The following is a 26,204-nucleotide window of genomic DNA, read 5'->3' as shown; positions in this document are numbered from 1 at the left end:
CGGGGCTTTTTTCTGGACCGTGGATAAACACCGCACGAGCGCGCGAGGACGGCACCCTTCCCCACAGGGTTTGACACTCGGCGGTCTCTCCCCGAAGCTGCTGCACACGCACACACGGAAACCGATATGTCTGAGTCGTCTTCCCGGCGCACACCTGCCCAGCTCAAGGCTCGACGTCGCTGGCAGGTGGCAATTGCGCTGGCGCTGTTGCTGCTGATCATCGCCATGGCGATGCTGGTGCGAAACTGGCACGCGCCGCCGGCCGCCCCCCAGGTCAATCACAGCTATGCCGAAGCACTGGAGCAGGCCCACGGCGGCAAGCCCGGCGCCGCGCGCGTGCTGTATCAGCAATTCACCCGCACCGACCTGTCGGACATTCGCCGCGCCGGCCTGCTCGCCGAACTGGTGAATTACCCCAGCACCCAGGCGATGAAAATTCTGCGCGGCGATCTCAAGCGCCCCGCTGCGCTGGTTCAACAGGCGGCCATTCAGACGGTGACCGCCATGCTGCCGGAAGATCAACGCACCACGCTGATCGGCCCCCTGCTGGACGATGCCGATGATCAGGTGCGCTTCAGCGCGGTGCGCGCCTTGCTACCGCTGAGCCCGGATGAGCTGGGCCTGTATTACGGCGCGCTGCAGGAAGCCGCTCAACAGTATGAGCAGGCACTGAGCGCCGAACCGCCAAGCGGGCAACGTCAGCTCGCGCTCGCCCAGCTGTACCTCAACAACGGCACCCCGCAAAAGGCGATCGAGGCGCTGGAACTGGCCGCAAAGCTGGAACCGGACAACCTGGAGGCGGGGCTGGCACTGGTGCAGGTGCTCGACCGTCAGGGTCAGGCCGATCGTTCACGCCAGTTGCTCGCCCAGTGGCTGGAAAAACAGCCCCAGTCGGCCCTGGCGCAACACGCACTCGGCCAATGGCTGCTGCGGCATAAACAGAATGAGTACGCGCTGCTTCCGCTGACCCGGGCCATTGAGCTGGAACCGGATAACACCGGTTACCGTTATGACCTCGCCGTGGCGCTTCACGATCTTGATCAGCTCGAAGCGGCGCAGCGGCAGCTGGAAGACATTCTGCAGCGCGCACCCGCCGATCGCCGCGCGAGGATTCTGCTGATTCGTTACTGGACGGAGGCCGGGCAGCTACAGAAAGTGCAGGTGCTGCTGGCTGAACTGGAGCAGCTCAACGCCGATGATCCTGCCCTGCAGCAGGGGCTTTAGCACCTCATTACGCGCCCCCGACAGGCGGAAGTACGCTGTCCATCCCATCCAGGAAACGATTCATATTGATGAGTGCGTCGCGCCGGCTTGATCGGGTTAACCTTGTCCGTGATCCGGCACGTCAGGGCTTCAAGCGACGAACGCGTGCTTGCAGCAGCGTGCACTACTCAGAAGAGAGTCCCCATCATGGCAGTGCAGAAACCAACGCCGATCATCGTTTTCGACGTGAACGAAACCTTACTCGACATCACCACCCTTGAGCCTCTGTTTGAGCGGGTGTTCGGTGATCGAGCCCTGTTGCGCGAGTGGTTCGCCAACCTGATCCTCTATTCGCAAACGATGACCTTGTGCGGCCTTTACACCCCGTTTGGCAAACTGGCCGCAGGCACGCTGCGCATGCTCGCGTCTGTCCATCAGGTCGACCTGGCCGCCAGTGATATCGATGACTTCCAGGCACGGATGGGTAACATGCCAGCACACCCTGATGTGCTGCCGGCACTCAACGGCTTGCGTGACGCCGGCTTTCGGCTGGTGACGCTGAGTAACTCGGCCAGCGGTGCATCCCCTTCGGCCCTTGAGCGCGCCGGGTTAGCGACATTCTTCGAGCGCAGTTTCAGCGTAGAGACCGTTAAAAAATTCAAGCCTGCTGCGCAAACCTACCAGATGGTTTCCCGGGAGCTGAATGTCGAACTGGCGGACCTGCTTGTGGTGGCGTGTCATTTTTGGGACACGGCGGGCGCCCAGGCGGCAGGGTGCCTCGGCGCCCTGCTGACCCGGCCGTACAACGCACCGCTCCTGATAGATGAAATGCCGCTTCCCGACCTGATGGCCCCCGAGTTGGGCGACCTGGCCGAGCAGATCATTCAACGCTGGGGCGGGCCGGCGTAGTCTGACGCCTCACTGGCTGACGTGGTTTGCTCTGTGCAGGTACGCGGCTGTTTGCCGCCGCGTTTGAGATGGCACAGTTTCCATTGGCGCTAAAGTATAAGAAATTACTTACAACGTTTAGCGCCCATTATTGTTTTTTTGTCAGACCCGCTTATGGTCGCCCGGATGTTTCACTTAACAATCAGTCATCCGCTATTTTACAACGCGTAAAAAACGTGCATTATTTACTCGCGCCACAACTGAACTACCCCGTCGCGAGACCAACGTTCATTCCCATGAAGTTAATGTCGACGGCTGATCCTGATGCCAGGGACACGGTAGAAAGTGGTGAAAACTAAAGCAGCAGACCCAGATGCGCGTCGTGCTGCTTGCATTGTTGCTTGCATTGAGCTGACAACAGCCATTAATTGCCGGAGTATCATTTTGTCCAGACTTGCCGAATTTCGCGCAGCAGAAAAAGCCCTTCAGGAGCAGCTGGCCCAGCTGGAGTATCTGAAGAACGACGTCGGATTGAAGAAGGAAATCGAGTTCGAGCAGCAGCTCCAGGCCCTGATGAGCACGTACGACAAGACCTTGCGGGACATCATCGCCATCCTCGACCCTCACACGGGCGCGTCCAATGCCACGCCAGCGGCCCCGAAACGGCGTCGTCCGCGGGTGGTCAAGGTCTATCAGAATCCCCACACCGGCGAAGTCATCGAGACCAAGGGCGGCAACCATCGCGGTTTGAAAAACTGGAAATTACAATACGGCGCTGAATCCGTTGACTCCTGGTTGCGCGGCCGCTAATCCCCTGCTCCCTAGAACACAGGCCTGCAAGATTGATCTGCAACATCGAGAGGAAGCTCTGCCCGCGGGGCTTCTCTGCAAGTGCAGGGAAAAGGACATGAAACAAGTGCTTTAAACGCAAATGATCGCGACCCGCGCCCTGCGTATTTTAAATAATGCGTGCGAGTGTGGGACGGGTGTTGAATATTGAACCTGACAATTAGCTGAACAGATTCGTATTAATGGCATATATCGCTTTCAATACTCGGCAGGCTTATAGCATGCTCAACCGTTGAGTCTCTTAAGCGTTATTAATCCCGTCAAACAGCACTGAGTGAGTGTTAAAGCTGGCCATGAGCCTTCATGCAGCCACAGATGAATTTTCCCTCTGCAGCTGAATGGCTTGTGAGCTTCACATTTTTTTCACACCGGTTTGTAGAGGATAGAGGCTGCTAAAGGATTAGCGCCCCAATGCCCGCTTCGGCGGGCTTCTTTATGCCCGCGATTTGTCCAGACCCCGCCTTGATCTACGGCGCCGCTCCCAGCCGCAGACCATTCCTGATCTGCAACACCTCCTCTTTATGGGCCGCGTAGCCTTCCGCCGAGCCGGCATACGACAACGACCACGCCAACTCGGGATTGGCCGCCGCCACCAGCGTCTGGGTCATGACGTGATTGCCGTTCTGGGTGATGGTGCACGTGGTTTCCATGGCTGGAATGTCGCTCAGCGTGCTGTCCTTCATCCGCGTGCAGACACTCTGAAAACCGCCGCGGGCAAAATTGACCTGAACCGCCTTGCGCATGGCCAGCAGCACGCCCTGTACGTTGACCGAATGGCCGGGCTGCAGCTGCGTCTGGGTCAGCTCCACGACCATGGCCGGATCACCGTTCTGATCGTTTTTGACCGCACGCTGTCGTAGTTGCACGGCGGGCTGGCCTTCGCTCGCCGGCGGCTGGGGCAAGGCTTCAACGTCCCAGCCTTCGGGCCAGATGATCATGGCGTCAGCTGAAGACGCGACGCCCGGAATCATCAGCACGAAACAGAAAGCAACGCGGGCGCATGAGCGCAATAAGAGATGCATGGGCGGTACCTGAAGGTCGAGCCGCAAAGTGTGGGCTGGTCATGCAGTGTCTACAAGCCGGAAGCCGCGTTTTATGCGCCTTCGGTTTGGCGCGTCAGCCATGAGCCCGTATCATTACGCAACATTTTAGCGTTAACCCGGAGACAACCATGAGTCTGCACGACCTGAACACTTTCCCCGGCGTCACGGCCACCCCGGACGCCTCGACCGCACAATTCGTGTTCAACCACACCATGTTGCGGGTCAAGGACGCCACCGCTTCCCTGGACTTCTATACCCGCGTGCTGGGCTTCAGCCTGGTGGAAAAGCGCCACTTCGCGGAAGCCGAATTCAGCCTGTACTTCTTGGCGCTGGTCGACAAAGCACAGATCCCGCAGGACGACGCCGAGCGTAACGTCTGGATGAAAGGCATTCCCGGTGTCCTCGAGCTGACCCACAACCACGGCACCGAGAAAGACCCTGAGTTTTCCTATCACAACGGCAACACCGACCCGCGCGGCTTCGGTCATATCTGCATCTCGGTGCCGGACATACACGCCGCCTGTGCGCGCTTCGAAGAACTGGGCGTGGACTTCCAGAAACGCCTGACCGACGGCCGCATGAAAAGCCTGGCCTTCATCAAGGACCCGGATGGCTACTGGGTCGAAATCATCCAGCCAACGCCGGTAACGGGCGAGTAATCACGCTCGATCAGTGGGACCGGCCTTGATAGGGACAGGACTGGCGTTGACGCCGACCGTAGGACCGGCTTTAGCCGGGAAGGCGTCAGGCGTCACGCCGCAAAATTGAGGGTGTTCACGCTGGCCTCTTCCCGGCTGAAGCCGGTCCCACTAAAAGCATCGCGTGCATGCAGTGAGGGTGGCTGCGACCGCGACCGTAGGGCTGGCTTTAGCCGGGAAAGCATGAGGCGTCACACCGCAAAATTGTGGTTGTTCACGCTGGCCTCTTCCCGGCTGAAGCCGGTCCCACTAAAAGCAGCGCGTGCGTCCAGCGAGATTGGCTGAAGCAGCACCCACTAAAACCCATGCATGCTGTGAGGTGGCTGCGACCTCGACCGTAGGACAGGCTTTAGCCGGGAAGGCGTCATGCGTCACACTGCAGAAATGAGGGTGTTCACGCTGGCCTCTTCCCGGCTAAAGCCGGTCCTACTAAAAGCATCGCGTGCATCCAGCATGATTGGCTGCGACCTCGACCGTAGGACCGGCTTTAGCCGGGAAGGCGTCAGGCGTCACACCGCAAAATTGAGGATGTTCACGCTGGCCTCTTCCCGGCTAAAACCGGTCCTACTAGAAGAATCGCATCCGTCCAGCGAGATTGGCTGAAGCAGCACCCACTAAAACCCATGCATGCTGTGAGGGTGGCTGCGACCGCGACCGTAGGACCGGCTTTAGCCGGGAAGGCGTCAGGCGTCACACCGCAAAATTGTGGGTGTTCACGCCGGCCTCTTCCCGGCTGAAGCCGGTCCTACTAAAAGCAGCGCGTGCATCCGGCAAGATTGGCTGAAGCAGCACCCACTAAAACCCATGCATGCAGTGAGTGTGGCTGCGACCTCGACCGTAGGACCGGCTTTAGCCGGGAAGGCGTCAGGCGTCACAACGCAAAATTGTGGGTGTTCACGCTGGCCTCTTCCCGGCTGGAGCCGGTCCTGCAATGGAAACCCGGCCGGCGTCACGCCGCTTCTATCACCTGATCCGTATCACCCAGATCCGCATAAATCTGCGCGTTCGACGGTTCAGGGGTAAACGTCAGCGCAATGTTCTGGCACTGCTGCTTAAGCTGTTGCAGCTTCAGCGGCCGGCTCAGGAAATAGCCCTGGGCTTCTTCGCAGCCGAAATCACGGACCAGGCTCATGCAGCGAAAGGTTTCGACGCCTTCCGCGACGGTGCGATAACCCAGTTCACTGGCCAGGTGCAGCACGGACCGGGCGATGATGCGGTTGCGCGGGTTGCTCTCCAGGTCCGTCACCAGGGATTTGTCCAGCTTGAGGATATTGGCCGGGATCTCGTGCAGATAGGCAAAGTTGCTGTAGCCCGCGCCGAAATCGTCGATGGCCACGTCAACGCCCAGCTCGCGAATGCGGGTGAGCTGCGCGATGACGCGTTTGTCGGCACGAATCCACTCGCCTTCGGTGATCTCGACTTCCAACCGTGCGGGTGCAACGCCGTGTTTTTCGCAGGCGCTCTGCAACGTCAGGGCGATGTCCAGGTCGGAGAAGTCCAGCGGCGACAGGTTGAGCGACAGCCGCACTTCATCGTCGATCCAGCCGCTGAGGTCGGTCAGCGCCCGGTCGATGACCCAGCGGGTCACGGTGCTGATCCTGCCGGCGCCCTCGATCAACGGAATGAACTCATCCGGCCCGATCTTGCCGAGCATCGGATGGGTCCAGCGAATCAGCGCCTCGACGCTGAGCAGGCGGCCATCCTGCAAGCTGAAACGTGGCTGGTACTCCAGAAAGATGTCGCCACTGACCAGCGCGTCGGCGAGTTCATTGAGCAGGGTCAAGGCGCGACGCTGGGCGCAATCCTCCGCCTCGTCATACGCCGCCCACGGCACCTGCCGATAGACGGCCCTGCCCGCCGCGTGGGTCGCTTTGCCCATGAGCGCAGCGGCGGAGTTCTGACCATCGTCACAGCACGCCAGCCCCACGGCCACCTGCTGATGGGTGAAAGGCTCGGTGATCACCGCCAACAGCATGCGAACCAGGTCATCCCGGCGAGAGCGCTCGCAGCTCATCTGCAGGCAGAAATCCAGGTCGCTGACGTGATACAGCTCAGCAATCCCATCCAGACGGCGACGCAGGCAGTTGGCCATATCGCGGCGCGTCTGTTGCGCATCCAGGTTGCTGTTCACGCTGACATCCGCAGCGCTCGCCATCGGCTGGGTGCGGATCACCACCATCAGCCGCACCTGACTCCCGGTGACCGCAACGTCCTGGGTGTCCAGCAAGAACTGCTGCAAATTCGGCAGGCGGCTGACCGGGTGGCGGTAGCGCATCGCCTGGCATTGTTCGACCTGGCCCATGACCAGTTGCGCAAAATCTTCGAGGACAGCCACTTCGTCGGGCTGAAGCGTGCGAGGGACAGTGTCGATCAGGCAAAAGCTGCCGAGCACATCACCGTGGTGATTACACAACGGGGCACCGGCGTAGAAACGGATGCCATCAGGCTGGGTGACCAGCGCGTTGTCGACAAAGCGCGGATCCAGGCGAGCGTCATTGACCACCATGACTTCGGCGTTCTGGATGGTGTAGCGGCAGAATGACTGCTCTATGGGCGTCTGACTCGCGTCAAACCCCACACGGCCCGGAAACCACTGCCGATCTTTTTCCACCAGGGACACCAGCACCGTCGGCACGCGAAAGTGCGCGGCAGCCAAGCGGCACAGGCGGTCGAAATCCTCGCTGTGAGCGGTTTCGAGCCATTGCAAAGCGTGAACCGCGGACAGGCGCTTCTGCTCAATTTCCAGCGAACAGTTCATGGCGTGCGCCCTCCGTTCTAAAAATACGGGTTAGATGATATCTCATGGCCATCATTGCCCGCTCAGGATCATGACGGGTGGTCAATGACCGACGATCAGGGGCAAAACAGAGTTCGGCTGAGCTGAGAAAGACTGATATCACAAAGACATCACTTAATCGGTTCAGTTCCAAAGCTGTACAAATATATATTGTTGTATAAGTTTTTATAAAGTTAATACCATACCGGCCGACAGATGGACTGGAGCGAGGCGCAATCAGCCATAGCGCCTTCTCCTCCCAGAGACGTCGTCACCGCACTCCGACCCGAGAAAAAGGACCGTTCTCACCGACAACAACCCAATCGCCCCGCTTCGGGGCTTTGAGAACAGTATGAATATTCTTTCCCCTGCCGTGTACCTGACCAACCGACTGCGCTTTCCTGCCAAATTCGCACTGCTCGCCATCATCGTTTTGCTCCCACTGGGGCTGTTGGGCGCGCGCCTGCTGCATCAGCTCAACGCCAGCATTGATAACATCCACTCCGAAGAAGTCGGCCAGCGTTACCTGATGGACGTCACCCCCGTACTGCGCCTGTCGATGCTGCAGCGGGCATTGACCAACCGCCTGCTCAGCGGGGATGAGACAGCCCAGGCTGACCTCGCCGCCAATCAGACCAAACTCCTGGATGCCTACACCAAGCTGGAAGCCACGGACCGCCAGTTCACCGTCGAGCTGGAAACAGCCGACCGCGTGCAGCGCCTGCGCTCCGGCGCAGAAGGGCTGATCAGCCAGACTAAAGCCGGTGCCGATCAAGCGACCCTGTTCGATGCATGGAGCGATCAGATGACCCAGACGCTGAACTTCATCTACTTCATCTCCGCCACCTCCGGGATGGTGCTGGACGAAGACTACGCCTCGCTGTTCCTGATCGATCAGAGCACCCTGCGACTGCCACGCCAGATCAACGTCGTCGGCCAGTTGCGCGGTCTGGCCAGTGGTCTGCATGAAGGGCAACCGCTGACCGACGCCACCCGTGGCACGATCAAATCGCTGCTCAAGCAAGAAACCCAGATTCGCCAGGAGCTGCTGCAGAGCCTCAACCTGCTGCGCCGTAAGGAAACAGCCCTCGCCGATCGCATCCAGTCCCCCGTCAGCAGCGGGCTGTCCAGCCTGGACAGCTTTCGCAGTGACCTGCAAACCTTGATCACCTCACCACAGAACACCATCACCGGGATGCAGGGCCTGCCGACCAAAGGCAACGCCGTGGTGGCCGAGCTGTATAAGGCGCAGGACGCCTTGCAGGCAGCGCTGTCGGCGGTGCTGGAACAACGGGTTCACGACAAGTCGGCCGAACGCACCGCCATGCTGGCGATGTTCGCCATCGCCGGTCTGCTGCTGATTTATGCGTTCAGCGGTATCTATAGCGCGATGCGCCAAGCCATGGAAGCCATGTTGAGCGCCACCCGTCGTATCGCCCAGGGCGACCTCACCGCCCGTGTCAACGTGGCGGGCAAAGACGAAATGGCCGACATCGGCACCGGCTTGAATCACATGGTCCAGGCGTTTGGTGAATCCCTCGCCCAGGTCGAGCGCAGTTCGCGCTCGGTATCCGACGCCGCGACCCGCCTGAGTGCATCCATCGACCGCGCCAAAGTGTCGATGAACGCCCAGCAAGGCGAAACCGAGCAGGTTGCCACCGCCATCAACGAAATGACCGCCAGTGTCGCCGACGTCGCCCAGAACACCGAAGGCGCGGCGCGTGCAGCGGAACAGGCCAGCCAGGCATCCGGCAAAGGCCTGGGCGTCATGCAGCAGACCCGCCAGACCATCGAAGCACTGGCCGGCGAAGTCGACCTCAGCGCGCAAAAGGTCGCGGCCCTCGCGCTGCACAGCCAGGAGATCGGCGGGGTCATTGAAGTGATCCGCAACATCGCCGACCAGACCAACCTGCTTGCCCTCAATGCCGCCATCGAAGCCGCCCGCGCCGGTGAGCAGGGCCGTGGCTTTGCTGTGGTCGCGGATGAAGTGAGAACCCTGGCTTCACGCACTCAGAACTCCACCGCGGAAATCCAGCGGATCATCCAGCAGCTGCAACTGGCGACCAACGCGGCCGTTGACCAGATGAAAGCGGGCAAGGACCGGGCGCAGGATTGCCTGAGCTCGGCCGATCAGACGTCCTCGAGCCTGAACGCGATCAACGAAGGCGTCGAGTCGATCGTCGGCATGAACACCCAGATTGCCAGCGCTGCCGTGCAGCAGCACGCCGTGTCCGAAGACATCAACCGCAACGTCACCGAGATCCGCAACGGCACCTTCGTGTTGATGGAAGGCATCGAGGACAACGCGGTAACGGCGGACGAACTGTCGCTGCTGGCCGGCGAACTGCGCACCGTGGTCGGCCGTTTCAAGCTCTGAGAACAGGGCGCGCGGCGTAAATCCCGCGCGCCTTGACCTGTCATCGCTCAAGGCACCTGAGCCCCCGCCACCGCTACGTACACCGAATACAACGACGTATTGGCGGTGATGAACAGGCGGTTGCGCCGCGGGCCGCCGAAGGTCAGGTTGGCGACCTTCTCCGGCAGGCGAATCTTGCCCAGCAAGGTGCCGTCGGCGGCGAAGCACTGAACGCCGTCGCCGGCACTGGTCCAGACATTGCCCTGCACATCCACGCGCATGCCGTCCGGCACGCCCGGCTCAATCACCGCAAAAACCCTCGACTGCCCCAGCTCCCGCCCATTGATCACCTCGAACGCGCGGATGTGGTGGGGGCCATCGGGGTCATGGGAGCGACCGGAATCGGCGATGTACAGGGTCTGCCCGTCCGGGGAGAAGGCCAGGCCGTTGGGCTGCACGAAATCATTGGCCATGCAGGCGATCTCGCCGCTGTCCGGGTCGATGCGATACACATGGCGGCCCGGCTGCTCTTCTTCGGCCTGATAGCCCTCGTAATCGGTGAGGATGCCGTAGCTGGGATCGGTGAACCACACCGCGCCATCGCGATGCACCACCACGTCATTCGGCGAGTTCAGACGCTTACCTTCGAATCGCTCGGCCAGCACCGTGATCGACCCGTCCGGTTCGGTGCGGGTGACGCTGCGGGTGCCGTGCTCGCAGGTAATCAGCCGGCCCAGCAGGTCGCGGGTGTTGCCGTTGGCAAAATTCGACGGCGTGCGGAAGGTCGACACCCCCTGCTCCGGGGTCCAGCGCAGCATGCGCTGGTTGGGAATGTCGCTCCACAGCAAGTACCCGCCGTCGTTGAACCACACCGGCCCTTCGGCCCAGCGGCATTGGTCGTACAGGCGTTCGAGCTGGGTGTTGGGCAGAATCAGGCGATGGAAACGCTTGTCATGGCATTCGTAGAGGTCGTCGGACACGGGGTCGATCCTTAATTCAGGCGCGGGCATTTTTGCGTCCGCTGACAGCGGTAATCACCGCAATGATGATCAGGCCGGTGAGGATCAGCCGCACCCCGGCACTGGCGCCGAAGGTGTTGAGCATGCTCACCAGCAGGTAGAGAAACAGCGACGCGCCCCAGATGCCCGGCACGTTGGAAAACCCGCCGGCCACCGAGGTCCCTCCGATCACCACCACGGCGATGGACGCCAGCAGGTATTCCTCGCCCATGCCCAGCGACGCGCCCCCGGAAAACCCGGCCAGGGTCAGGCCGCACAAGCTGCCGAACACCGCGCAGAGCACGTAGGTGGCAAAGCGCATGCGGCCGACCCGAATCCCCGCCAGTTCGGCGGCGCGGGCGTTCTGCCCGATGGCCAGCACCGAACGGCCGTAGCGGGTGCGGGTCAGCACGTACCCCATGAGCACCGCCACGGCGATCACCACAATGGCGAGATACGGCACGCCGAACACGCGGCCCGTGGCGAAGGTGTAGAACCCTTCCGGCGGCGGCACCCGCACGCTGCGGCCATAGGCAATGGCCAGAGATTGCAGGATGAAACTCGCCGACAGGGTCGCGATGATCGGCGGAATGCGCAGCAGGCGGATCAGCGCGAAATTGCCGCAACCCACCAGCACGCCGATGCCCAGCACGCCGATCACGCCCAGCCAGATGTTCGCGTCCTGGCCGTCCATCAGTTTCATGCCCAGCGCGCCGCTGAGGGCGATGTTGGCCGGGATCGACAGGTCGATGTTGCCCGGCCCGGTGCTGATGACGAACATCTGGCCGATGCCGACAATTGCGAAGAACGTCGAGAACGCCAGCGCGCCAGACAGCAAAGCGCCTGCGCCCTGCCCGCCGGTGAACACCAGGGTCGCCACCCAGATCAATAACGCCGCGAGAAATGACCAGAGCCACGGCTTGCCGCGCTGCGCTGCAAGGGATGAAGTGCTCATAGCGGACGTACCTCCAGACGATTGACCGCCGCACGCAGCGCCAGCACGAAAATCAGAATCGCGCCCTGGGCGCCGATCTGCCAGTCAGGCGAGATGCGGATGAACGACAGCAGCGAACCGGCCAGCACCAGGGTCAGCGCACCGAGCACCGCGCCCATGGGCGACACGCGGCCGCCGACGAACTCGCCGCCGCCGAGGATCACCCCGGCGATGGACAACAGGGTGTAACGCAGCGCGACGTTGGCGTCGGCCGAGGTGGTCAGCCCCACCAGAAACAGCCCCGAGAGCACGCCGAAGCTGCCGGCCATGGCGTACATCGCCACTTTGATGCGAAGCAGCGACCAGCCGGCCTTGGCGATCGCCAGCGGATTGCCGCCGGCGCCGCGCAGCACCACGCCGACCGTGGAGCGCATCAGGAAAAAGTGCATCGCCAGCCCGAGCACAATGCAGACGATGATCGCCAGCGGAATCAGCGGCGGCTTGATCCGCACCAGCGCCTGCAGCCATTGCGGTGCCGTGCCGCCGGGCGACGGCAGCAGCAGAATCGCGCCGCCGACCCAGATGAACGACATGCCCAGGGTGACGACAATCGACGGCAGGTTGCGGCTGTGAATCAAGGCGCCGAGCAGCGCATACACGCCCACGCACCCGGCCAGCGCCAGCCAGCCGAGGAACGGGTGCTGATCAAGCAGTGTCACCGCCACGCAGGCGACGAAGCTGATGAAACTGCCCATCGAGAGATCGAGGTCGTTGACGCTGATGATCAGCATCTGCGCGATGGTCGCCAGGGCGATCGGCACGGCCAGGTTGAGCATCAGGTTCAGGCCCATGTAGCTCATGGCACGGGGCTGCATGATGAAGATGGTCGCCAGCAACACCACCAGCGACACCGCCGGCAAGGCGGCGCGGAGCATGCGGGCACGGCGCGCGGCGTTGTTGCGCGTCGCGACGGGGGTGCGGGCAACGGAATTCAACGGGGCATTCATGGGGTTTCCTCGGCGAAGGAGCTGCGCAGGATGCGCTCCTCGCTCAATTCACTGCGCGGCATGTCGAGCACGGCCTGGCCGTCGCGGAAGACATACACGTGATCGCAATAGGTCAGCTCTTCCAGCTCGGTGGTGTACCAAATGAACGTGCGGCCGCGGGCCGCCTCCTCTATCAGAATCGAATACACCTCGCGCTTGGTGCCGACGTCGACGCCGCGCATGGGGTCGTCCATCAGGATGATCTGGCTGTCGGACGCCAGTGCCCGGGCAAACAACGCCTTTTGCTGGTTACCGCCGGACAGCGACAGGATCGGATTGCGCATGTCAGGGGTGCGGATGCCCATGCGCTTCATCCAGTCATCGGCCATCGCTTGCTCGGCGTCAGGGTTCAGCAGCACGCCGCGCTTGAGCTGGTTGAGTGAGCCGATGGTGATGTTTCCGCCGATGGACCACAGCGCAAACACGCCGTCGGTCTGGCGGTCGCCGGCGACGAAACTGGCGCCGGTACCGTGCTTGACGCAGTCGCGCAGCACCTGGGTCAGTAACTGGCTCTGGCCGTGCCCGGCCAGCCCGGACAGCCCGACGATCTCGCCGGCAAACGCCTGCACCGAGCGGCCATCGGCCTGACGCGCCGGGCGCTGTTGCACCCGCGGGCTACCCTGCTCACGTCGGGAGGCGAAAGCCTGTGTTGCGTGCTGCTGTTCGCGGGCCGTGCCGCCCATGACTTCCACCAGCGAATCATGGGTGAAGTCTCGGGCCGCACGGGTTTCGACGATTCTGCCGTCACGCATCACCGCGATGCGGTCACAGGTGCCGAGCATTTCGCCGAGGATGTGGCTGATCAGCACGATGCTGCCGCCGTCCTCGACGAACCGCCGCACATGGCGCAACAGCTGTTCGGCGACACGGGCGTCGAGGGATGAGGTGGGTTCGTCGAGGATGATCAGATCCAGGCGCTCATCGACATTGATGAACGCCCGGGCGATTTCCACCATCTGCCGCTTGCCGATGGACAGGTCAGCGACGATGTCATCGGCTTCAATGCCGTGGCCGGGGAAAATCTGCTCCAGCATCGCTTCGATCAGCGCGCCGGCCCGACGCCGCCAGCCGAAGCCGCGCAGGGCCGGTGACATCAGCCGGGTGTTCTCAGCCACGTTGAGGTTCGGGCACAGCGACAGCTCCTGAAACACGCAGCGAATGCCGTGCTGCCGCGCCACTTGCACCGAATAGCCTTCGCGCAGGTCGCGGCCGTCGATCAACAGTTGGCCGCAGTCGGCGGCCAGGGTACCGGCGAGCACTTGCATCAGGGTCGACTTGCCCGCGCCGTTATGGCCGATCAGGCCCAGGCATTCGCCGGCGCGCACGCTCAGGTCGACGTCACTCAGGGCGCGCACGGCGCCGAACGATTTGCCGGCGCCCGCGAAGGCCACCCGCACAGGTCCATTTGCGTTCATGGTCGGAATTCCTTGGCGGGCCGCAGGCAGCGCGGCCTGCTTTGCTTACATGGACAGGCTCACAGGGGAAAGCTCACTGGGACGCGGCGGGCTTGAGCCTGGCGACGTCGTCGACGCTGTAGGTCTCGCTGACGATCCCGCCCTTGGGCAGGTCCTTTAGGCTGGCGTCGAGGGTCTGCTGGGTGACGGTGACCGCAGGCGACAACAGGTCATGGGGCATCTGCTTGCCGTCGAGCAACTGCTGCGCGACATAGAACGCCAGGCTGGAAATACTCGGTCCGCTGCTGATGGAGAAGCTCTGATAGCCCTGGGCGTCGCTTTGCTTTTTCCACCAGCTCAGCTCTTCTTCGCGGTTGCCGAAGATGATCGCCGGCAACGGACGGCCTGCCGCGACAAACGCCTGGGCAATGCCGACGCCTTCGCCGCCCTGGGTCACCACGGCGTCGACTTTCGGCAGGCTGGGCAGCACGCCGGAAACGGCTTTCTGCGCCACGGTCGGTGACCAGTTGCCGTTCACCTCGCCGACCACTTTCAGGTTCGGGTGTTTCTGCGCGCCGGCGGTGATGCCGGAGTGAATGCGCTCGTCCACCGACACGCCGGCCAGCCCGCGCACTTCCAGCACATTGGCGCCCTGGGGGAAGCGCCCGGCGAGGTAGTCCATCTGCTCGATGCCGGTCTGCTTGAAGTCCATGGAGATGCGGTACGCGCAGGGTTCGGAAACGGTGCCGTCGAAGGACACGACAATGATCCCAGCGTCACAGGCCTGCTTCACCGCGCCGTTGAGGGCGGTTGGCGACGAGGCATTGATGACGATGGCGTCGTAACCCTGAAGGATCAGGTTCTGGATTTGCGCGGCCTGCTCGGTGGCCTGGTTTTCCGCAGTGGTGAAACTGTCAGCCGACGCGATCAGGCCATCCTTGACGGCTTTGTCGGTGGTCTGCTGCCAGCTGGCGAGCATCAGTTGGCGCCAGGAGTTGCCGGCGTAGTTGTTGGAGAGCGCGATCTTCTTGTCGGCCGTATCGGCGTGGGAGGCGACGGGCAGAGCCATCAGGGGCGCCACAGCCAGTGCGGCACACAGCAATGAACGGCGTAGCGGATGACGACGACTTTTCATAGTTGAACCCTTGTTATTTTTATGGGGGCTGCAGGGTGGCCGACGGCGTCGGTCGCACCTTATTACGAACAGTACGCGGCGAGTCTGCACTGGCCGGTGAAGAGCGTCAGTGGTCAATCGTGCAGACCTGATGCGGGATCCCGCAAGCGACCTGCAGGATCCAGCGTTCTTTTTGCTGCACAGGGGCCATAATGCCCGGACTGCATCCCTGTTCGTTTACAAAAAGTGTTCTATCCAGACAATAAAAACAGGTTGGAGCCCATGGCACAGCGACCGCACACCCTGGCCGAAGACGTACTGCATCATTTTCTCGGTATTTCCCGCGCCCTCGCCGGCCAGCTGGATTTCCAGTCGATGATCGACGCCGTCTCCCGGGAAATCAGCCCGATTCTGCCCCACGACCACCTCGACGTGTGCCTGTTCGTGCTCAACGGCCGCGAGCACATCACCTATGAAAGCGGCGTGCACACGCTATGGGGCGATGTCGCCCAGCCGATGCCGGTGCACACCAGCCCGATCCGCGCCGTGCTGTTGGGCGAGCAGGCGTTTCTGTTGACCCACGACGCCATGAGCGACGCACGCTTCGCCTTCCCCGGCGCCGTCAACCACCCGATTTTCGACGCCCGCTTGCGCAGCCGCTTGCACGTGCCTCTGCGCGCGCGGGGCGAAATCATCGGCGCGCTGAGCTGCTCGAAACACACCGAGCATTTCTACACCCTGGACGACGTGCGCCACACCCAGCACGTCGCCGATCTCCTGGCCTCCTACGTGTACGCCCTGCGCCAGACCGAACAGGCCAAGCAACTGGCAATTGCCGAAGCCCAAGTGCGTGCGCGGGAGGAAGGTCTGCGCCAGGGCGCGCTGCGTCTGACCGAGGAGCTGGAGCGCGAACGGCAGCGGGTGGGCATGGACTTGCATGACCAGACCCTCGCCGACATGACCCGACTGCACCGGCGCATCGCCCGCCTGCAGACCCTGCCCAGCGTGCCGGGCGAGGACTTGCGCGGGATTGCCCGGGCCCTCAAGGACAGCATGCAGGAGCTGCGACAGCTCATTGATGCGGTCAAGCCGACGGTGCTGCAGCTGTTCGGCTTTGAAGAAGGCGTTGAAGACCTGTTGCGGCGCAGCGTGCGCGACAGCGGCCTGAGCATCGAAACGCGCCTGAAGGACAGCACCGACGGCATGGGCGACCGCCTGCCCGAGTCGGTGAAAGTCGCGGTGTTCCGCATCATTCAGGAAGCGGTGAACAACGCGATCAGGCACGCGATGCCGGACAGTATCGTCATCCACATCAGCCACACAGGCGGTCTGTTGCAACTGACGATTGACGATGACGGCCTTGGGTTGGACGTGGGCAATGGTTTCAACAGCGGCGGCATTCAGAACATGCAGGTGCGCGCGCAACTGATGGCGGCGCAGTTGTTTATCGAACGCGGGCCCGACGGGCGAGGCACCCGGGTAAGGGTGTGCCTGCCGCTGGCTAATCTCGCCATCGTTGATGAGGCGGCAGCTGTTTGCGCGCCTGCGTTTTTAACGGAGACGCCATGCAAGTCCTGCTGATTGAAGACGACCCGGTGCACCGGGCGTTCCTGCGCGAAGTGATCGAAGTGGCCCTGCCGGAATGCACGCGCTTGCTGGAGGCCGAAGACGGCCGGATCGGCGAGCAAATGTTTAGTCAGAGCCCGGTGGACGCGGTGGTGATGGACCTGCAGATGCCCTGCCGCACCGGCGTCGAAGCGGCCAAGACCATTTGGCGGCAGCAGCCGGACACGTCGATTCTGTTCTGGTCGAATTACTCCGACGAGGCCTACGTGCGCGGGATCGCCCGAATCGTGCCCCAGGGGGCGGCCTACGGTTACATCCTCAAGACCGCTTCGGAAGAACGCTTGCGTCTGGCGTTGCGGGGATTGTTCATCGAGCAGCAGTGCGTGATCGACCGCGAGATTCGCGGCGTGCAGCTCAAGGCCCACGATCAGTTGTCCGGGCTGAGTGATGGCGAATACGAGGTGCTGCAAGACATCGCCCTCGGCCTGACCGACCGCACCATCGCCACCCGCCGCAACCTGTCGCTGCGCAGCGTGCAGAACCGGCTGCAGCAGCTGTACGAAAAGCTCGGCGTCTATCAGCCCGATGCGGCGGGTGAGCGCAGCACCGCCTTCAACCTCCGCGCCCGCGCCGTCAACGTCGCCCTGCTCCGCCGCCTGCTCAACCGCACCGCGCTGGAACAGGCCGAGGCCGAACTGCAACTGTGGCTGAAGAACCCGGCGCGGCATCGGTTTGGAGGGGACTGATTTATTTACAGCGCTTCACCGTAAATTAATCTGTCCCCGGAGTGCGCGGTGCGGCTGAGAGAAGATCAAGGGCGTCTGCCTGGGGGCAGACTGTTTCGCCTTCGGCGAGTTACTTGGAAAAGCACCCCAAGTAACCAAGGGTGCTTGCTCTCGGTTGGGCCCTTCCTTCGTCAGGGTTCCTTCACTCCGGTCTCGCTCCGTGGGCCCGCGCCGAACGGACATCCATGTCCTGACGGCGCTCTCGCCGCATCCATGCGGCTCGACCCACTCCACGAGACCTCCGTTCAGCCTGCACCAAAGTCGCGTTTTGCGGTGCTTGAACTACCGCGGAGAAGATCAAAAGCAGATCAAAGGCTTCCCGGCTGAAGCCGGTCCTACGATTGGACCGCGTGCTCTCGCGTGATCGTTCCCATGCTCCGCGTGGGAATGCATCCTGTGACGCTCCGCGTCACCTCCCCCGGCCTGAATGAGCGTCGTCTTCGGGACGCGGAGCGTCCTGGGCTGCGTTACCACGCGGAGCGTGGGAACGATCATGTCGGCGCCTGAGCTGGCCTCTTCCCGGCTAAAGCCGGTCCTACTAAGCAATCGCATACACCCAGAGGGATGGGCGCCGACTGTAGGACCGGCTTTAGCCGGGAAGCTTTTGATCTGCTTTAGAGGCGCCTTTGATCTTCATACGCAAAAAGTCCAGTCACCGCCAATCGCGACTTGGGTGCAGGCTGAACGCAGGTCTCGTGGAGTGGGCCGAGCCGCATGGATGCGGCGAGAGCTGCCCCCCGCCATGGATGGCGGATGGCAGCGGGCCCACGGAGCGAGACCGAAGTGAAGGAACCCTGACGAAGGAAGGGCCAAACCAGGAGCAAGCACCCTTGGTTACTTGGGGTGCTTTTCCAAGTAACTCGCCGAAGGCGAAACAGTCTGCCCCCAGGCAGACGCCTTTGACGTTGGGGAACGCACGATCCCCCTGGCTTGTCGATTAAAGCGAGACCGCGACGCCTCGCTCAACTGAACGATGTCACTCAGGAGCATTGCCCATGTGCAGGAACCACACGCGTAACCCCATTCTTTGCCTCATCCCGCCCTACCTGCTCGACCAGATAGCCCGCAACGGCAACAAAGCCCAGCGCGAAGCGGCCCTGCGCACGCGGGCCAAAGACAACACCTTTCGCTCCCTGCGCCTCAGCGCACAACCCGACCGACGCCTCGTGCACCTGGCCGCAGCCCCCCTCACCGGCAAACGCCGTTCGATCTACACCGCCGACGGCGGCGAAACCCTGCCCGGCACCCTCGTACGCGGCGAAGGCCAACCCACCAGCGGCGACATTGCCGTCGACGAAGCCTACGACGGCCTCGGCGCCACCTTCGACTTCTTCTTCGACGTGTTCGACCGCAACTCCATCGACGATGCCGGCATGGCCCTCGACGCCACCGTGCACTTCGGCAAAGGCTACAACAACGCCTTCTGGAACTCCGCCCAGATGGTCTTCGGCGACGGCGATCAGTCACTGTTCAACCGCTTCACCATCGCCCTCGACGTGATCGGCCACGAACTGGCCCACGGCGTCGCCGAAGACGAAGCCGGGCTCGTCTACTTCAACCAGGCCGGCGCGCTGAACGAGTCCATGTCTGACGTATTCGGCTCGCTGATCAAGCAGTACGCCCTGAAACAAACCGCCAAACAAGCCAGCTGGCTGATCGGTGAAGGGCTGTTCACCGACCAGATCACCGGCAGCGCCCTGCGCTCGATGAAAGCCCCCGGCACCGCCTTCGATGACGCCGTGCTGGGCAAGGACCCGCAACCCGGCCACATGGACGACTTCGTCCACACCTACGACGACAACGGTGGCGTGCACATCAACTCGGGCATTCCCAACCACGCGTTCTATCAAGTGGCTACGCGCATCGGCGGTCATGCCTGGGAAAAGGCCGGGCGCATCTGGTATGACGCGCTGCGCGATTCACGTCTGCGCCCCAATGCCGGCTTCGTGCGGTTTGCGCGGATCACCCATGACGTTGCCGGCCGGCTGTACGGTGTAGGCGAAGCGGCCCAAATCGCGGTACAAGAAGGCTGGGCGGCTGTGGGCATTAACGCGCAATGATCCGCCATGACGAGGAACCACCCACATGCGTATCTCATTCAGCGAAAGCGGCGGGGTCGCCTTTTTTCCCGGGCTGAACAAGCCCAACACCATCGAAGTGGACGCCCTGCCCGAACCCGATCAGCGAGAGCTGCGGCAGTTGGTCGACGCGTCCGAGTTCTTCGCGTTGCCGGAAGGTTGGCGCCCGGCCCGTGCGTTGCGCGGCATGCAGCATTACACGCTGACCATCAGCGAAGGCGACCGGGAGCGCACGGTCTGCGTCCCCGCGCCGGTGGAGTCCGGTCCGTTGCAAGGCCTGATGCAGTGCGTCAGGCGCCACGTGTCCGGATAGCCCCCTGACCGCCTGGACCCCTGACTGCGCGCCGGGCAGAACGCTCTGCTCGGCGCTTCACTCCCTTCCCTGCCATCACTTGCCGCCATTCAGGAATCCCTTGCCCGACCTTCACTCGCCCCCTGCCGCTCACACCCAGGCAAAGCCGATGCCCGGCAAACCGTCCTTGTCACCCGAGACCTGCCCATGATGCCTGTCCGCCGTCTGTGTCTGGTCCTCGGCGACCAGTTGTCGTTCGACCTGGCTTCCCTCGACGAACTGGACCCCGCACGCGATGCCGTGCTGATGGTCGAGGTCATGGAAGAAGCCACCCATGTCCCCCATCACCCGCAGAAAATCGCCCTGATCTTCAGCGCCATGCGCCATTTCGCCCAGGCGCTGCAGGAGCGCGGCATCATCGTCCAGTACGTGACGCTGGACGATGCGCTGAACACAGGCTCCGTGCCGACCGAATTGCAGCGCTGGCACGCGTCGTTGCAGGCCGAGGAAGTCCACGTCACCGAGTGCGGTGACTGGCGTCTGGAGCACTCGGTCAGAGCATGCGGCCTGCCGCTGGTCTGGCACAGCGACACGCGCTTTCTGTGCTCACGCGAAGCGTTCGCCCAATGGGCCAGCGGCAAGGTTCAGCTGCGCATGGAGTTCTTCTACCGCGAAATGCGCCGCAAGCAGCGGCTGCTGCTCAACAGCGACGGCACGCCGGTGGGCGGTGCCTGGAACTTCGACGCCGAAAACCGCAAGGCGCTGCCGAAGAAGGTCGCCGCGCCCTATCCCGCGCGTTTCGCCCCGGACGCCATCACCCGCGACGTGCTGGAACTGGTGGGTGAACGGTTCTCCGGCCACTACGGCTCGCTGGACAATTTCGACTACCCGGTAACCCACGCCGACGCCCAAGCCCTGTGGCAGTACTTCCTCGATTACGGGCTGGCGGCGTTTGGCGACTATCAGGACGCCATGGCCATCGACGAGCCCTTCCTCTTCCACGCGCGCATCAGCGCGGCGCTGAACATCGGCTTGCTCGACCTGCGCCAGCTGTGCAGCGACGTGGAGTCGGCGTACTGGTCGGGCGGCGTCGCGCTGAACGCCGCCGAGGGGTTCATCCGCCAACTGATCGGCTGGCGGGAATACGTGCGCGGCGTCTACTGGCTGAAGATGCCGGACTACGCCGAGGGCAACGCATTCGGCAACACCCGCGCGCTGCCAGAGTTCTACTGGACCGGCCAGACCAAAATGAACTGCATGAGCCAGGCCATCGGCCAGAGTCTTGAACACGCCTACGCCCATCACATTCAGCGGTTGATGGTCACGGGCAACTTCGCCTTGCTGGCCGGCATCGCGCCGACGCAAATCTGCGAGTGGTACCTGGCGATCTACATGGACGCCTTTGAATGGGTGGAGCTGCCCAACACCCTCGGCATGGTCATGCACGCCGATGGCGGCTACCTCGGTTCAAAGCCCTATTGCGCCAGCGGCCAGTACATCAAGCGCATGTCCGACTACTGCGGCACCTGCGCCTACAAGGTCAAGGAAAGCACCACGGAAGACGCTTGCCCGTTCAATTCGCTGTACTGGCATTTCGTGATGCGCCACAGCAACCTGCTGCGTGCCAATCAACGCATGGGCATGGTCTACAAAAATCTTGATCGGATGACTGAGGCGAAGCAGGACGCGCTGTGGCAAAGGGGCGAGTCGCTGCTGGGCAAACTCGACGCCGGAGAGGCGATTTGAAGAAGAGCGAGCTGCCCGTGAAAACCTGCGTGGTCTGCGGACTGCCGTTCACCTGGCGGAAAAAATGGGCGCGCTGCTGGGATGAGGTGCGTTACTGCTCGGAGCGCTGCCGGCGGGGCAAGCGCTCCGAGTCGTGAAAGGGTTCAATCGGCGTCAGTGGGCCCACACGGGGTGCCCCGCCTGATCAGTGGACCTGTGCGCGACTGGCTCGGCCGATCAGCCTGATCAACAATTGCTGCTTGGGGCCGGCCGTGGTCTCGCGTGCCACCTTGATCAAGTATTCCTGGGGAACGAGCCCGCCCGCTTCGGCCAGGGCTTCGTAAATGGCAAACAGCCGCGAATCGATCGTCGTCTCCTGGGCACATTCGATCAGATAGGCGATTCCGGGATTGGCTTGTTCGTTCACAGTGGATCCTCCTTGTGGGTCAGTTACTTCAAAGGAGAGGCACGCGCGACGGGAGTTCCCACTTTCTGGAAGGGCCTCACCCGAACGGTGGTGCGCGCTCGCCGACAGTCCTGAATATCAGTTTTCGCTTGCCAAAATCCGGTCGCGCCCTTAAACAGAGCGTGCCGTTTCAGCCGCCGCGACGACGTGCCGCGCCCGTTTTGCCTTTTGCGCCTCGCAATCCGGCGACGGGAAAGGCCTGCTGAATCGCCCAGACACCTGCAAATCATGGAGACGCCAGGTAAACCCGATGACAGGAAATACGTCAGACACACTCCCCCGCACCCGTCGCGCACCCAAGGGTGAAAAGCGCCGCGAAGAACTTCTCGACGCCGCGCTGCAACTGTTTTCACTGGAGGGCTACACCGGTTCCTCCATTGCCCGCATCGCCGACATCGCCGGCATCTCGGTGGCGGGCGTGCTGCACCACTTTCCGAACAAGGTCGCCTTGCTGATGGGCGTGCTCGCGCGCCGCGACGAGGTCAACCACAAGGTGATCAGCAGCCTGCACAGCGAGCCGACGCTGCAGGGCTTCGTCAGCGGCCTGCGGCAGATCAACCGTTCCAGCGCGACGGCGCCCGGCGTGATTCGCGCGTTCAGCATGCTCAATGCCGAAAGCCTGGTGGAGAGTCATCCGGGGTGGGAGTGGTTTCAGTCTCGCTACGTGACGATTCACGGGCGCATGCGGGCACGGCTCGACCATCTGGTGGCCACCGGCGAGGTGCGTGGGGATGTGGACCTGGATGCGCTCATCCACCAGATACTGGCGATGATGGACGGGTTGCAGCTGCAGTGGCTGCGCTTCCCGGACAAAGTGGATCTGGTGCAGCGTTTCGACAGTTACATGGCCCAGGTCGAGCGCGCTATCCGCGCCTAAAAAAAATGAGGCGATCCGGGCTGGCCGGATCGCCTCACTCTCTGTCACTCGAGCTCAAGTTGCCACGCGGGTTCAGGCCTCAGCCAGCACCGGGATCAGATCCCGACACCGGCCAGTGTTTCAGCCCTTTCCCGTTGTGATCACTCAGTACTCGGTGTTGCCGTCGTAGTCGCTGTTGCCATCGGCTGCGTCGGTGCCTTCGGCCTGATCAAGCACACCGCCGGTCTTCACCGCTGGCAGGGTCACTTTGACCGAGTTCAGCGCCGAACGTGGCAGCGGGTTGCTGGTGGTGGTCGACAGTTCCTGGCGGAACGAGTTGACCAGCTTGGCGTTCAGACGGATGTCGTCCGAGGCCGCGCCTAGGCTGATGTTGAAGGTGTCGGCATCGATCACCCACTGCTTGCTTGCCTCGTCGAAGTACGCCAGCGAACGATCGTTGAGTTCGATGGTGACGTGACGGGTTTCGCCCGGCTGCAGGAAGACCTTCTTGTAGCCTTTCAGCTCTTTGACGGCGCGCTCGACGGTCGGGTTCTGCTGGCCGACGTACAGCTCGGCGACTTCGGAACCGGCACGCTTGCCGCTGTTGGTCAGGTCGAACGAGACCTTGATTGGCGTGTTGCCCACTGCGACGCCCGGGGTGACCGAGATGTTGTTGTAGGTGAACTGGGTGTACGACAGGCCGTGACCGAACGCGAACAGCGGTTTGGTGTTGGTCTTGTCGTAGCCACGATAGCCGAGCATGGTCAGGTCGTGGGCGTAGGTGATTTCCTTGACCTTGGTGCGTGTGTTATCGAAGGCCGGGAAATCCTTATACAGCGGATTGTCTTCGATGTTGCGCTCGATACTGATCGGCAGCTTGCCCGACGGGTTGACCTTGCCGAACAGGATCTCGGCCAGGGCCTGACCACCGTTCTGACCTGGGTAGAACGCGTGCAACGCAGCCGGAACCTGGTCGATCCAGTCGCTCATTTTCAGCGCGGTACCGCCGTGCATGGTCACCACGGTGTTCGGGTTGGCCTTGGCGATGTTCTGGATCAGTTCGTTCTGGTATTCAGGCAGATCGAAGCTGTGGTCGAAACCTTCACCTTCGTATTCAGCGCTGTTACCGACGGCAACCACGACCGCGTCGTATTGCGACAGGTCGGAAGGTGCGGTCAGCGAAGCGGTCGACATCTGCACGCCCACCAGGCCGCCCATGGTCGACAGGTAGCCGTCACGGCGCGAGTACTCAAGCTTCACGTCGTAGGCCTTGCCGGCTTCCAGCTTGATCTTGCCGGAAACAGGGATGGTCGGCGGAATGCTCTTGTTGGTGATGTTCTCACCGTCGCCGTTGTCGATGACCTTCTCGCCGTTGACCCACAGACGCACAGCGCCGTCGGCACGGATTTTGAAGACCTGGTCGCCGCTGATGGTCGGGGTGACCTGACCGCTCCAGCGAATCGAGGTGTTGGCGGTGTCGCCGTTGCTCGGCACGCTGTCGGTGGACCAGTCCAGGTTGACGTAGGTGTCGATCTGGGTGGCCGAAGGATCGCCGGACCAGGTGGCGTTGTTGAAGTACTCGGTCTTCATGCCCGCAACGCTGTTGCCTTTGCTGTCGGTAGTGGTCCAGTGCATCGCTGTCGGGTCAAGGGACAGGCTGTCGAGGAACTCCACCTGAGCACCCGGTGCGATCTGGCGCAGACCGCTCAGCTCGCTGATGTAACGGGTGGCGTCAACGTGAGCACTGCCGAAACCGGTCGGCGGCGCGTACTTGGCCAGGTCGCCAACGACGGCGATGCGCTTGACCTTGTTCTTGTCCAGCGGCAGCACGTCGCCCTGGTTTTTCAGCAGCACGATACCTTCGCGAGCGATGTTCAGGGCGACCTTGTTGCTGGTAGCGCTGTTCATGTTGTGCGTGGTCAGCGGTGCGAACTTGTCGAACTGGTACAGGTAGATGTTCTTCAGGATGCGGCGGACCTTGTCGTCGATGGTCGCCATGTCCAGCTCGCCACTGTCCAGGTAAGGCTTGAGCACCTTGCTGTTCATCTGGCCGCCCATCATGTCCAGGTCGGTGCCGGCTTGTGCCGCTGGCAGACCGTGGACGACGGCGTTGTAGTCACTCTGTACCAGACCCTTGAAGCCCCATTCCTTTTTCAGGATGTCGGCGATCAGGTGCTTGTTCTCGCATGCGTACTCGCCGTTCACTTTCTGGAACGAGCACATCATCATCGCCACGGTGCTGTTCTTGGTGGCGGATTCGAACGGCGGCAGGGTCATCTCGCGCAGGACGCGCTCAGGCATGACCTGATTCAGGATGAAACGGTTGGTTTCCTGGTCGTTACCGGCGTAGTGCTTGGCTTCCGCCCAGACGCGACGCTGCTGGATACCGTTGATCACCGCAGGACCCAGGCTGGCGCCGAGGAACGGGTCTTCACCGGAGAGGTATTCGAAGGCACGGCCGCTCCACGGCATGCGGTACAGGTTCATGCCCGGGCCGGTGACGAACTGGTAGCCGCCGCTGGCGGTGTCGTAGCCCAGGGCGCGGCCGAAATCGATGGCGCGGCGCGGGTTGAAGGTGGACGCCAGGTTCGGGCCGGACGGATAAACCACGCCCGGATCGTTGCCTTCGCTGGTGTAACGGATGCCTGCGCCGCCGTCAGCGCCGTGGATCTGTGGAACGCCGTACTGGCTGAGCGGTTTGACGTCCCAGCCGCCGATGCCGCCGATGTAGGCCAGCTTTTCTTCCTGAGTCATCTTCGCCAGGGTTTTTTCTGCGGCTTTGTCCGCGCGCAGTTCCTTGGCAGCGAGTTGCTCTTGGGTGGTGGTGTCGGCTGCGTTGGCGTGGCAGATGGCCAGACTCAACAAAGCCAGTGCCGAGTGGGCACCGAAAGTTTTACGGTTTCGCATAGGGGACGCTCTCCAAGTACCACCCGCGCTCATTTGTCGCAGTTGACACGCCACAAGCCTTTGTTTTCAGGCAATACGCTGCCTATACCGATATTTCTCGAAAGAACATCGGCGAATGGAAAGTGGCGTTATAACAGGACGATGAGTAAGGGCAATATGATCTTCTGTAACTTATGTTAATGGCGATGAGCCACCCAACTGCACGAGCATTGCCCGAGACGTTTAAATTA

At 62.2% G+C, this 26,204-nt stretch carries 21 protein-coding genes; 12 read left to right on the top strand and 9 right to left on the bottom strand.

Annotated elements, in window-relative coordinates; genetic code table 11:
• The first annotated feature begins 126 nt into the window (after positions 1-126).
• The 3 genes from M1E04_RS11410 to M1E04_RS11400 all read left to right on the top strand — a co-directional run bounded on the left by M1E04_RS11410 (position 127) and on the right by M1E04_RS11400 (position 2,901).
• A complete protein-coding gene (locus M1E04_RS11410; protein WP_192130455.1) occupies positions 127-1,224 on the top strand; it encodes a tetratricopeptide repeat protein in 1,098 nt (365 codons plus the stop codon).
• A 186-nt stretch (positions 1,225-1,410) separates the two neighbouring features.
• Positions 1,411-2,112 carry a haloacid dehalogenase type II gene (locus M1E04_RS11405; protein WP_296309277.1) on the top strand — a complete coding sequence of 234 codons (702 nt, stop codon included), beginning with the start codon at positions 1,411-1,413 and terminating at the stop codon, positions 2,110-2,112.
• A gap of 423 nt (positions 2,113-2,535) precedes the next feature.
• Positions 2,536-2,901 (top strand): histone-like nucleoid-structuring protein, MvaT/MvaU family, encoded by a 366-nt coding sequence (locus M1E04_RS11400; protein WP_065990300.1) that lies wholly within the window; start codon positions 2,536-2,538, stop codon positions 2,899-2,901.
• A gap of 506 nt (positions 2,902-3,407) precedes the next feature.
• On the opposite strand, the gene M1E04_RS11395 is transcribed toward M1E04_RS11400, so the two are convergent.
• On the bottom strand, positions 3,408-3,911 hold the full coding sequence (locus M1E04_RS11395) for a DUF4946 domain-containing protein (protein ID WP_410929054.1): 504 nt from the start codon (positions 3,909-3,911) through the stop codon (positions 3,408-3,410).
• Positions 3,912-4,111: 200 nt separating this feature from the next.
• On the opposite strand from M1E04_RS11395, the gene gloA reads away from it, so the two are divergent.
• Positions 4,112-4,642: a lactoylglutathione lyase gene (gene gloA / locus M1E04_RS11390; protein ID WP_065990298.1), complete on the top strand. Its 531-nt coding sequence runs from the start codon at positions 4,112-4,114 to the stop codon at positions 4,640-4,642.
• Between the two features lie 988 nt (positions 4,643-5,630).
• Here gloA and M1E04_RS11385 read toward each other — a convergent pair.
• The gene (locus M1E04_RS11385) at positions 5,631-7,439 is read right to left on the bottom strand and encodes a sensor domain-containing diguanylate cyclase (protein WP_065990295.1); all 1,809 of its coding nucleotides are present in this window, start codon (positions 7,437-7,439) and stop codon (positions 5,631-5,633) included.
• Between the two features lie 370 nt (positions 7,440-7,809).
• Here M1E04_RS11385 and M1E04_RS11380 point away from each other — a divergent pair, with 370 nt between their 5' ends.
• Complete coding sequence (locus tag M1E04_RS11380; protein ID WP_192130451.1) at positions 7,810-9,834, top strand: methyl-accepting chemotaxis protein; 2,025 nt, start codon at positions 7,810-7,812, stop codon at positions 9,832-9,834.
• A 47-nt stretch (positions 9,835-9,881) separates the two neighbouring features.
• Here M1E04_RS11380 and M1E04_RS11375 read toward each other — a convergent pair whose 3' ends face one another.
• From M1E04_RS11375 to M1E04_RS11355, 5 genes are all read right to left on the bottom strand, one after another.
• Positions 9,882-10,793 carry an SMP-30/gluconolactonase/LRE family protein gene (locus M1E04_RS11375; protein ID WP_456293004.1) on the bottom strand — a complete coding sequence of 304 codons (912 nt, stop codon included), beginning with the start codon at positions 10,791-10,793 and terminating at the stop codon, positions 9,882-9,884.
• Between the two features lie 16 nt (positions 10,794-10,809).
• Entirely contained in the window at positions 10,810-11,766 is a 957-nt protein-coding gene (locus tag M1E04_RS11370; protein ID WP_456293003.1) for an ABC transporter permease, read from the bottom strand.
• A complete protein-coding gene (locus M1E04_RS11365) occupies positions 11,763-12,752 on the bottom strand; it encodes an ABC transporter permease (protein WP_456293002.1) in 990 nt (329 codons plus the stop codon). The genes M1E04_RS11370 and M1E04_RS11365 overlap by 4 nt, the downstream gene beginning before the upstream one ends.
• Positions 12,749-14,206, bottom strand: a complete 1,458-nt coding sequence (locus tag M1E04_RS11360) for a sugar ABC transporter ATP-binding protein (protein WP_456293001.1) — start codon at positions 14,204-14,206, stop codon at positions 12,749-12,751. The genes M1E04_RS11365 and M1E04_RS11360 overlap by 4 nt, the downstream gene beginning before the upstream one ends.
• A 73-nt stretch (positions 14,207-14,279) precedes the next feature.
• Positions 14,280-15,254, bottom strand: a complete 975-nt coding sequence (locus M1E04_RS11355) for an ABC transporter substrate-binding protein (protein ID WP_296314975.1) — start codon at positions 15,252-15,254, stop codon at positions 14,280-14,282.
• A gap of 327 nt (positions 15,255-15,581) precedes the next feature.
• Between M1E04_RS11355 and M1E04_RS11350 the strand changes: the two genes are divergently transcribed.
• The 6 genes from M1E04_RS11350 (at position 15,582) to M1E04_RS11325 (ending at position 21,903) form a co-directional block, all read left to right on the top strand.
• The gene (locus tag M1E04_RS11350; protein ID WP_456293000.1) at positions 15,582-16,880 is read left to right on the top strand and encodes a GAF domain-containing sensor histidine kinase; all 1,299 of its coding nucleotides are present in this window, start codon (positions 15,582-15,584) and stop codon (positions 16,878-16,880) included.
• A complete protein-coding gene (locus M1E04_RS11345) occupies positions 16,865-17,611 on the top strand; it encodes a response regulator transcription factor (RefSeq protein ID WP_065990278.1) in 747 nt (248 codons plus the stop codon). The genes M1E04_RS11350 and M1E04_RS11345 overlap by 16 nt, the downstream gene beginning before the upstream one ends.
• Before the next feature lie 1,034 nt (positions 17,612-18,645).
• Positions 18,646-19,710: a M4 family metallopeptidase gene (locus M1E04_RS11340; RefSeq protein ID WP_456292999.1), complete on the top strand. Its 1,065-nt coding sequence runs from the start codon at positions 18,646-18,648 to the stop codon at positions 19,708-19,710.
• Between the two features lie 25 nt (positions 19,711-19,735).
• Entirely contained in the window at positions 19,736-20,041 is a 306-nt protein-coding gene (locus M1E04_RS11335) for a protealysin inhibitor emfourin (protein ID WP_456292998.1), read from the top strand.
• A 186-nt stretch (positions 20,042-20,227) separates the two neighbouring features.
• The gene (locus M1E04_RS11330) at positions 20,228-21,766 is read left to right on the top strand and encodes a cryptochrome/photolyase family protein (RefSeq protein WP_456292997.1); all 1,539 of its coding nucleotides are present in this window, start codon (positions 20,228-20,230) and stop codon (positions 21,764-21,766) included.
• A complete protein-coding gene (locus tag M1E04_RS11325; RefSeq protein ID WP_065989039.1) occupies positions 21,763-21,903 on the top strand; it encodes a DUF2256 domain-containing protein in 141 nt (46 codons plus the stop codon). Before M1E04_RS11330 ends, M1E04_RS11325 begins: the two co-directional genes overlap by 4 nt.
• Before the next feature lie 47 nt (positions 21,904-21,950).
• On the opposite strand, the gene M1E04_RS11320 is transcribed toward M1E04_RS11325, so the two are convergent.
• A complete protein-coding gene (locus M1E04_RS11320) occupies positions 21,951-22,172 on the bottom strand; it encodes a hypothetical protein (RefSeq protein ID WP_192130441.1) in 222 nt (73 codons plus the stop codon).
• Between the two features lie 289 nt (positions 22,173-22,461).
• Between M1E04_RS11320 and M1E04_RS11315 the strand changes: the two genes are divergently transcribed.
• Complete coding sequence (locus M1E04_RS11315; RefSeq protein ID WP_296308254.1) at positions 22,462-23,088, top strand: TetR/AcrR family transcriptional regulator; 627 nt, start codon at positions 22,462-22,464, stop codon at positions 23,086-23,088.
• A gap of 144 nt (positions 23,089-23,232) precedes the next feature.
• On the opposite strand, the gene M1E04_RS11310 is transcribed toward M1E04_RS11315, so the two are convergent.
• Positions 23,233-25,974 (bottom strand): beta-glucosidase, encoded by a 2,742-nt coding sequence (locus tag M1E04_RS11310; RefSeq protein WP_065989028.1) that lies wholly within the window; start codon positions 25,972-25,974, stop codon positions 23,233-23,235.
• Between the last annotated feature and the right edge of the window lie 230 nt (positions 25,975-26,204).

This window comes from Pseudomonas sp. AK106 (assembly GCF_053903055.1).
The sequence above is the reverse complement of the archived record's forward strand: the minus strand, read 5'-3'. Positions and strand labels throughout refer to the sequence as shown.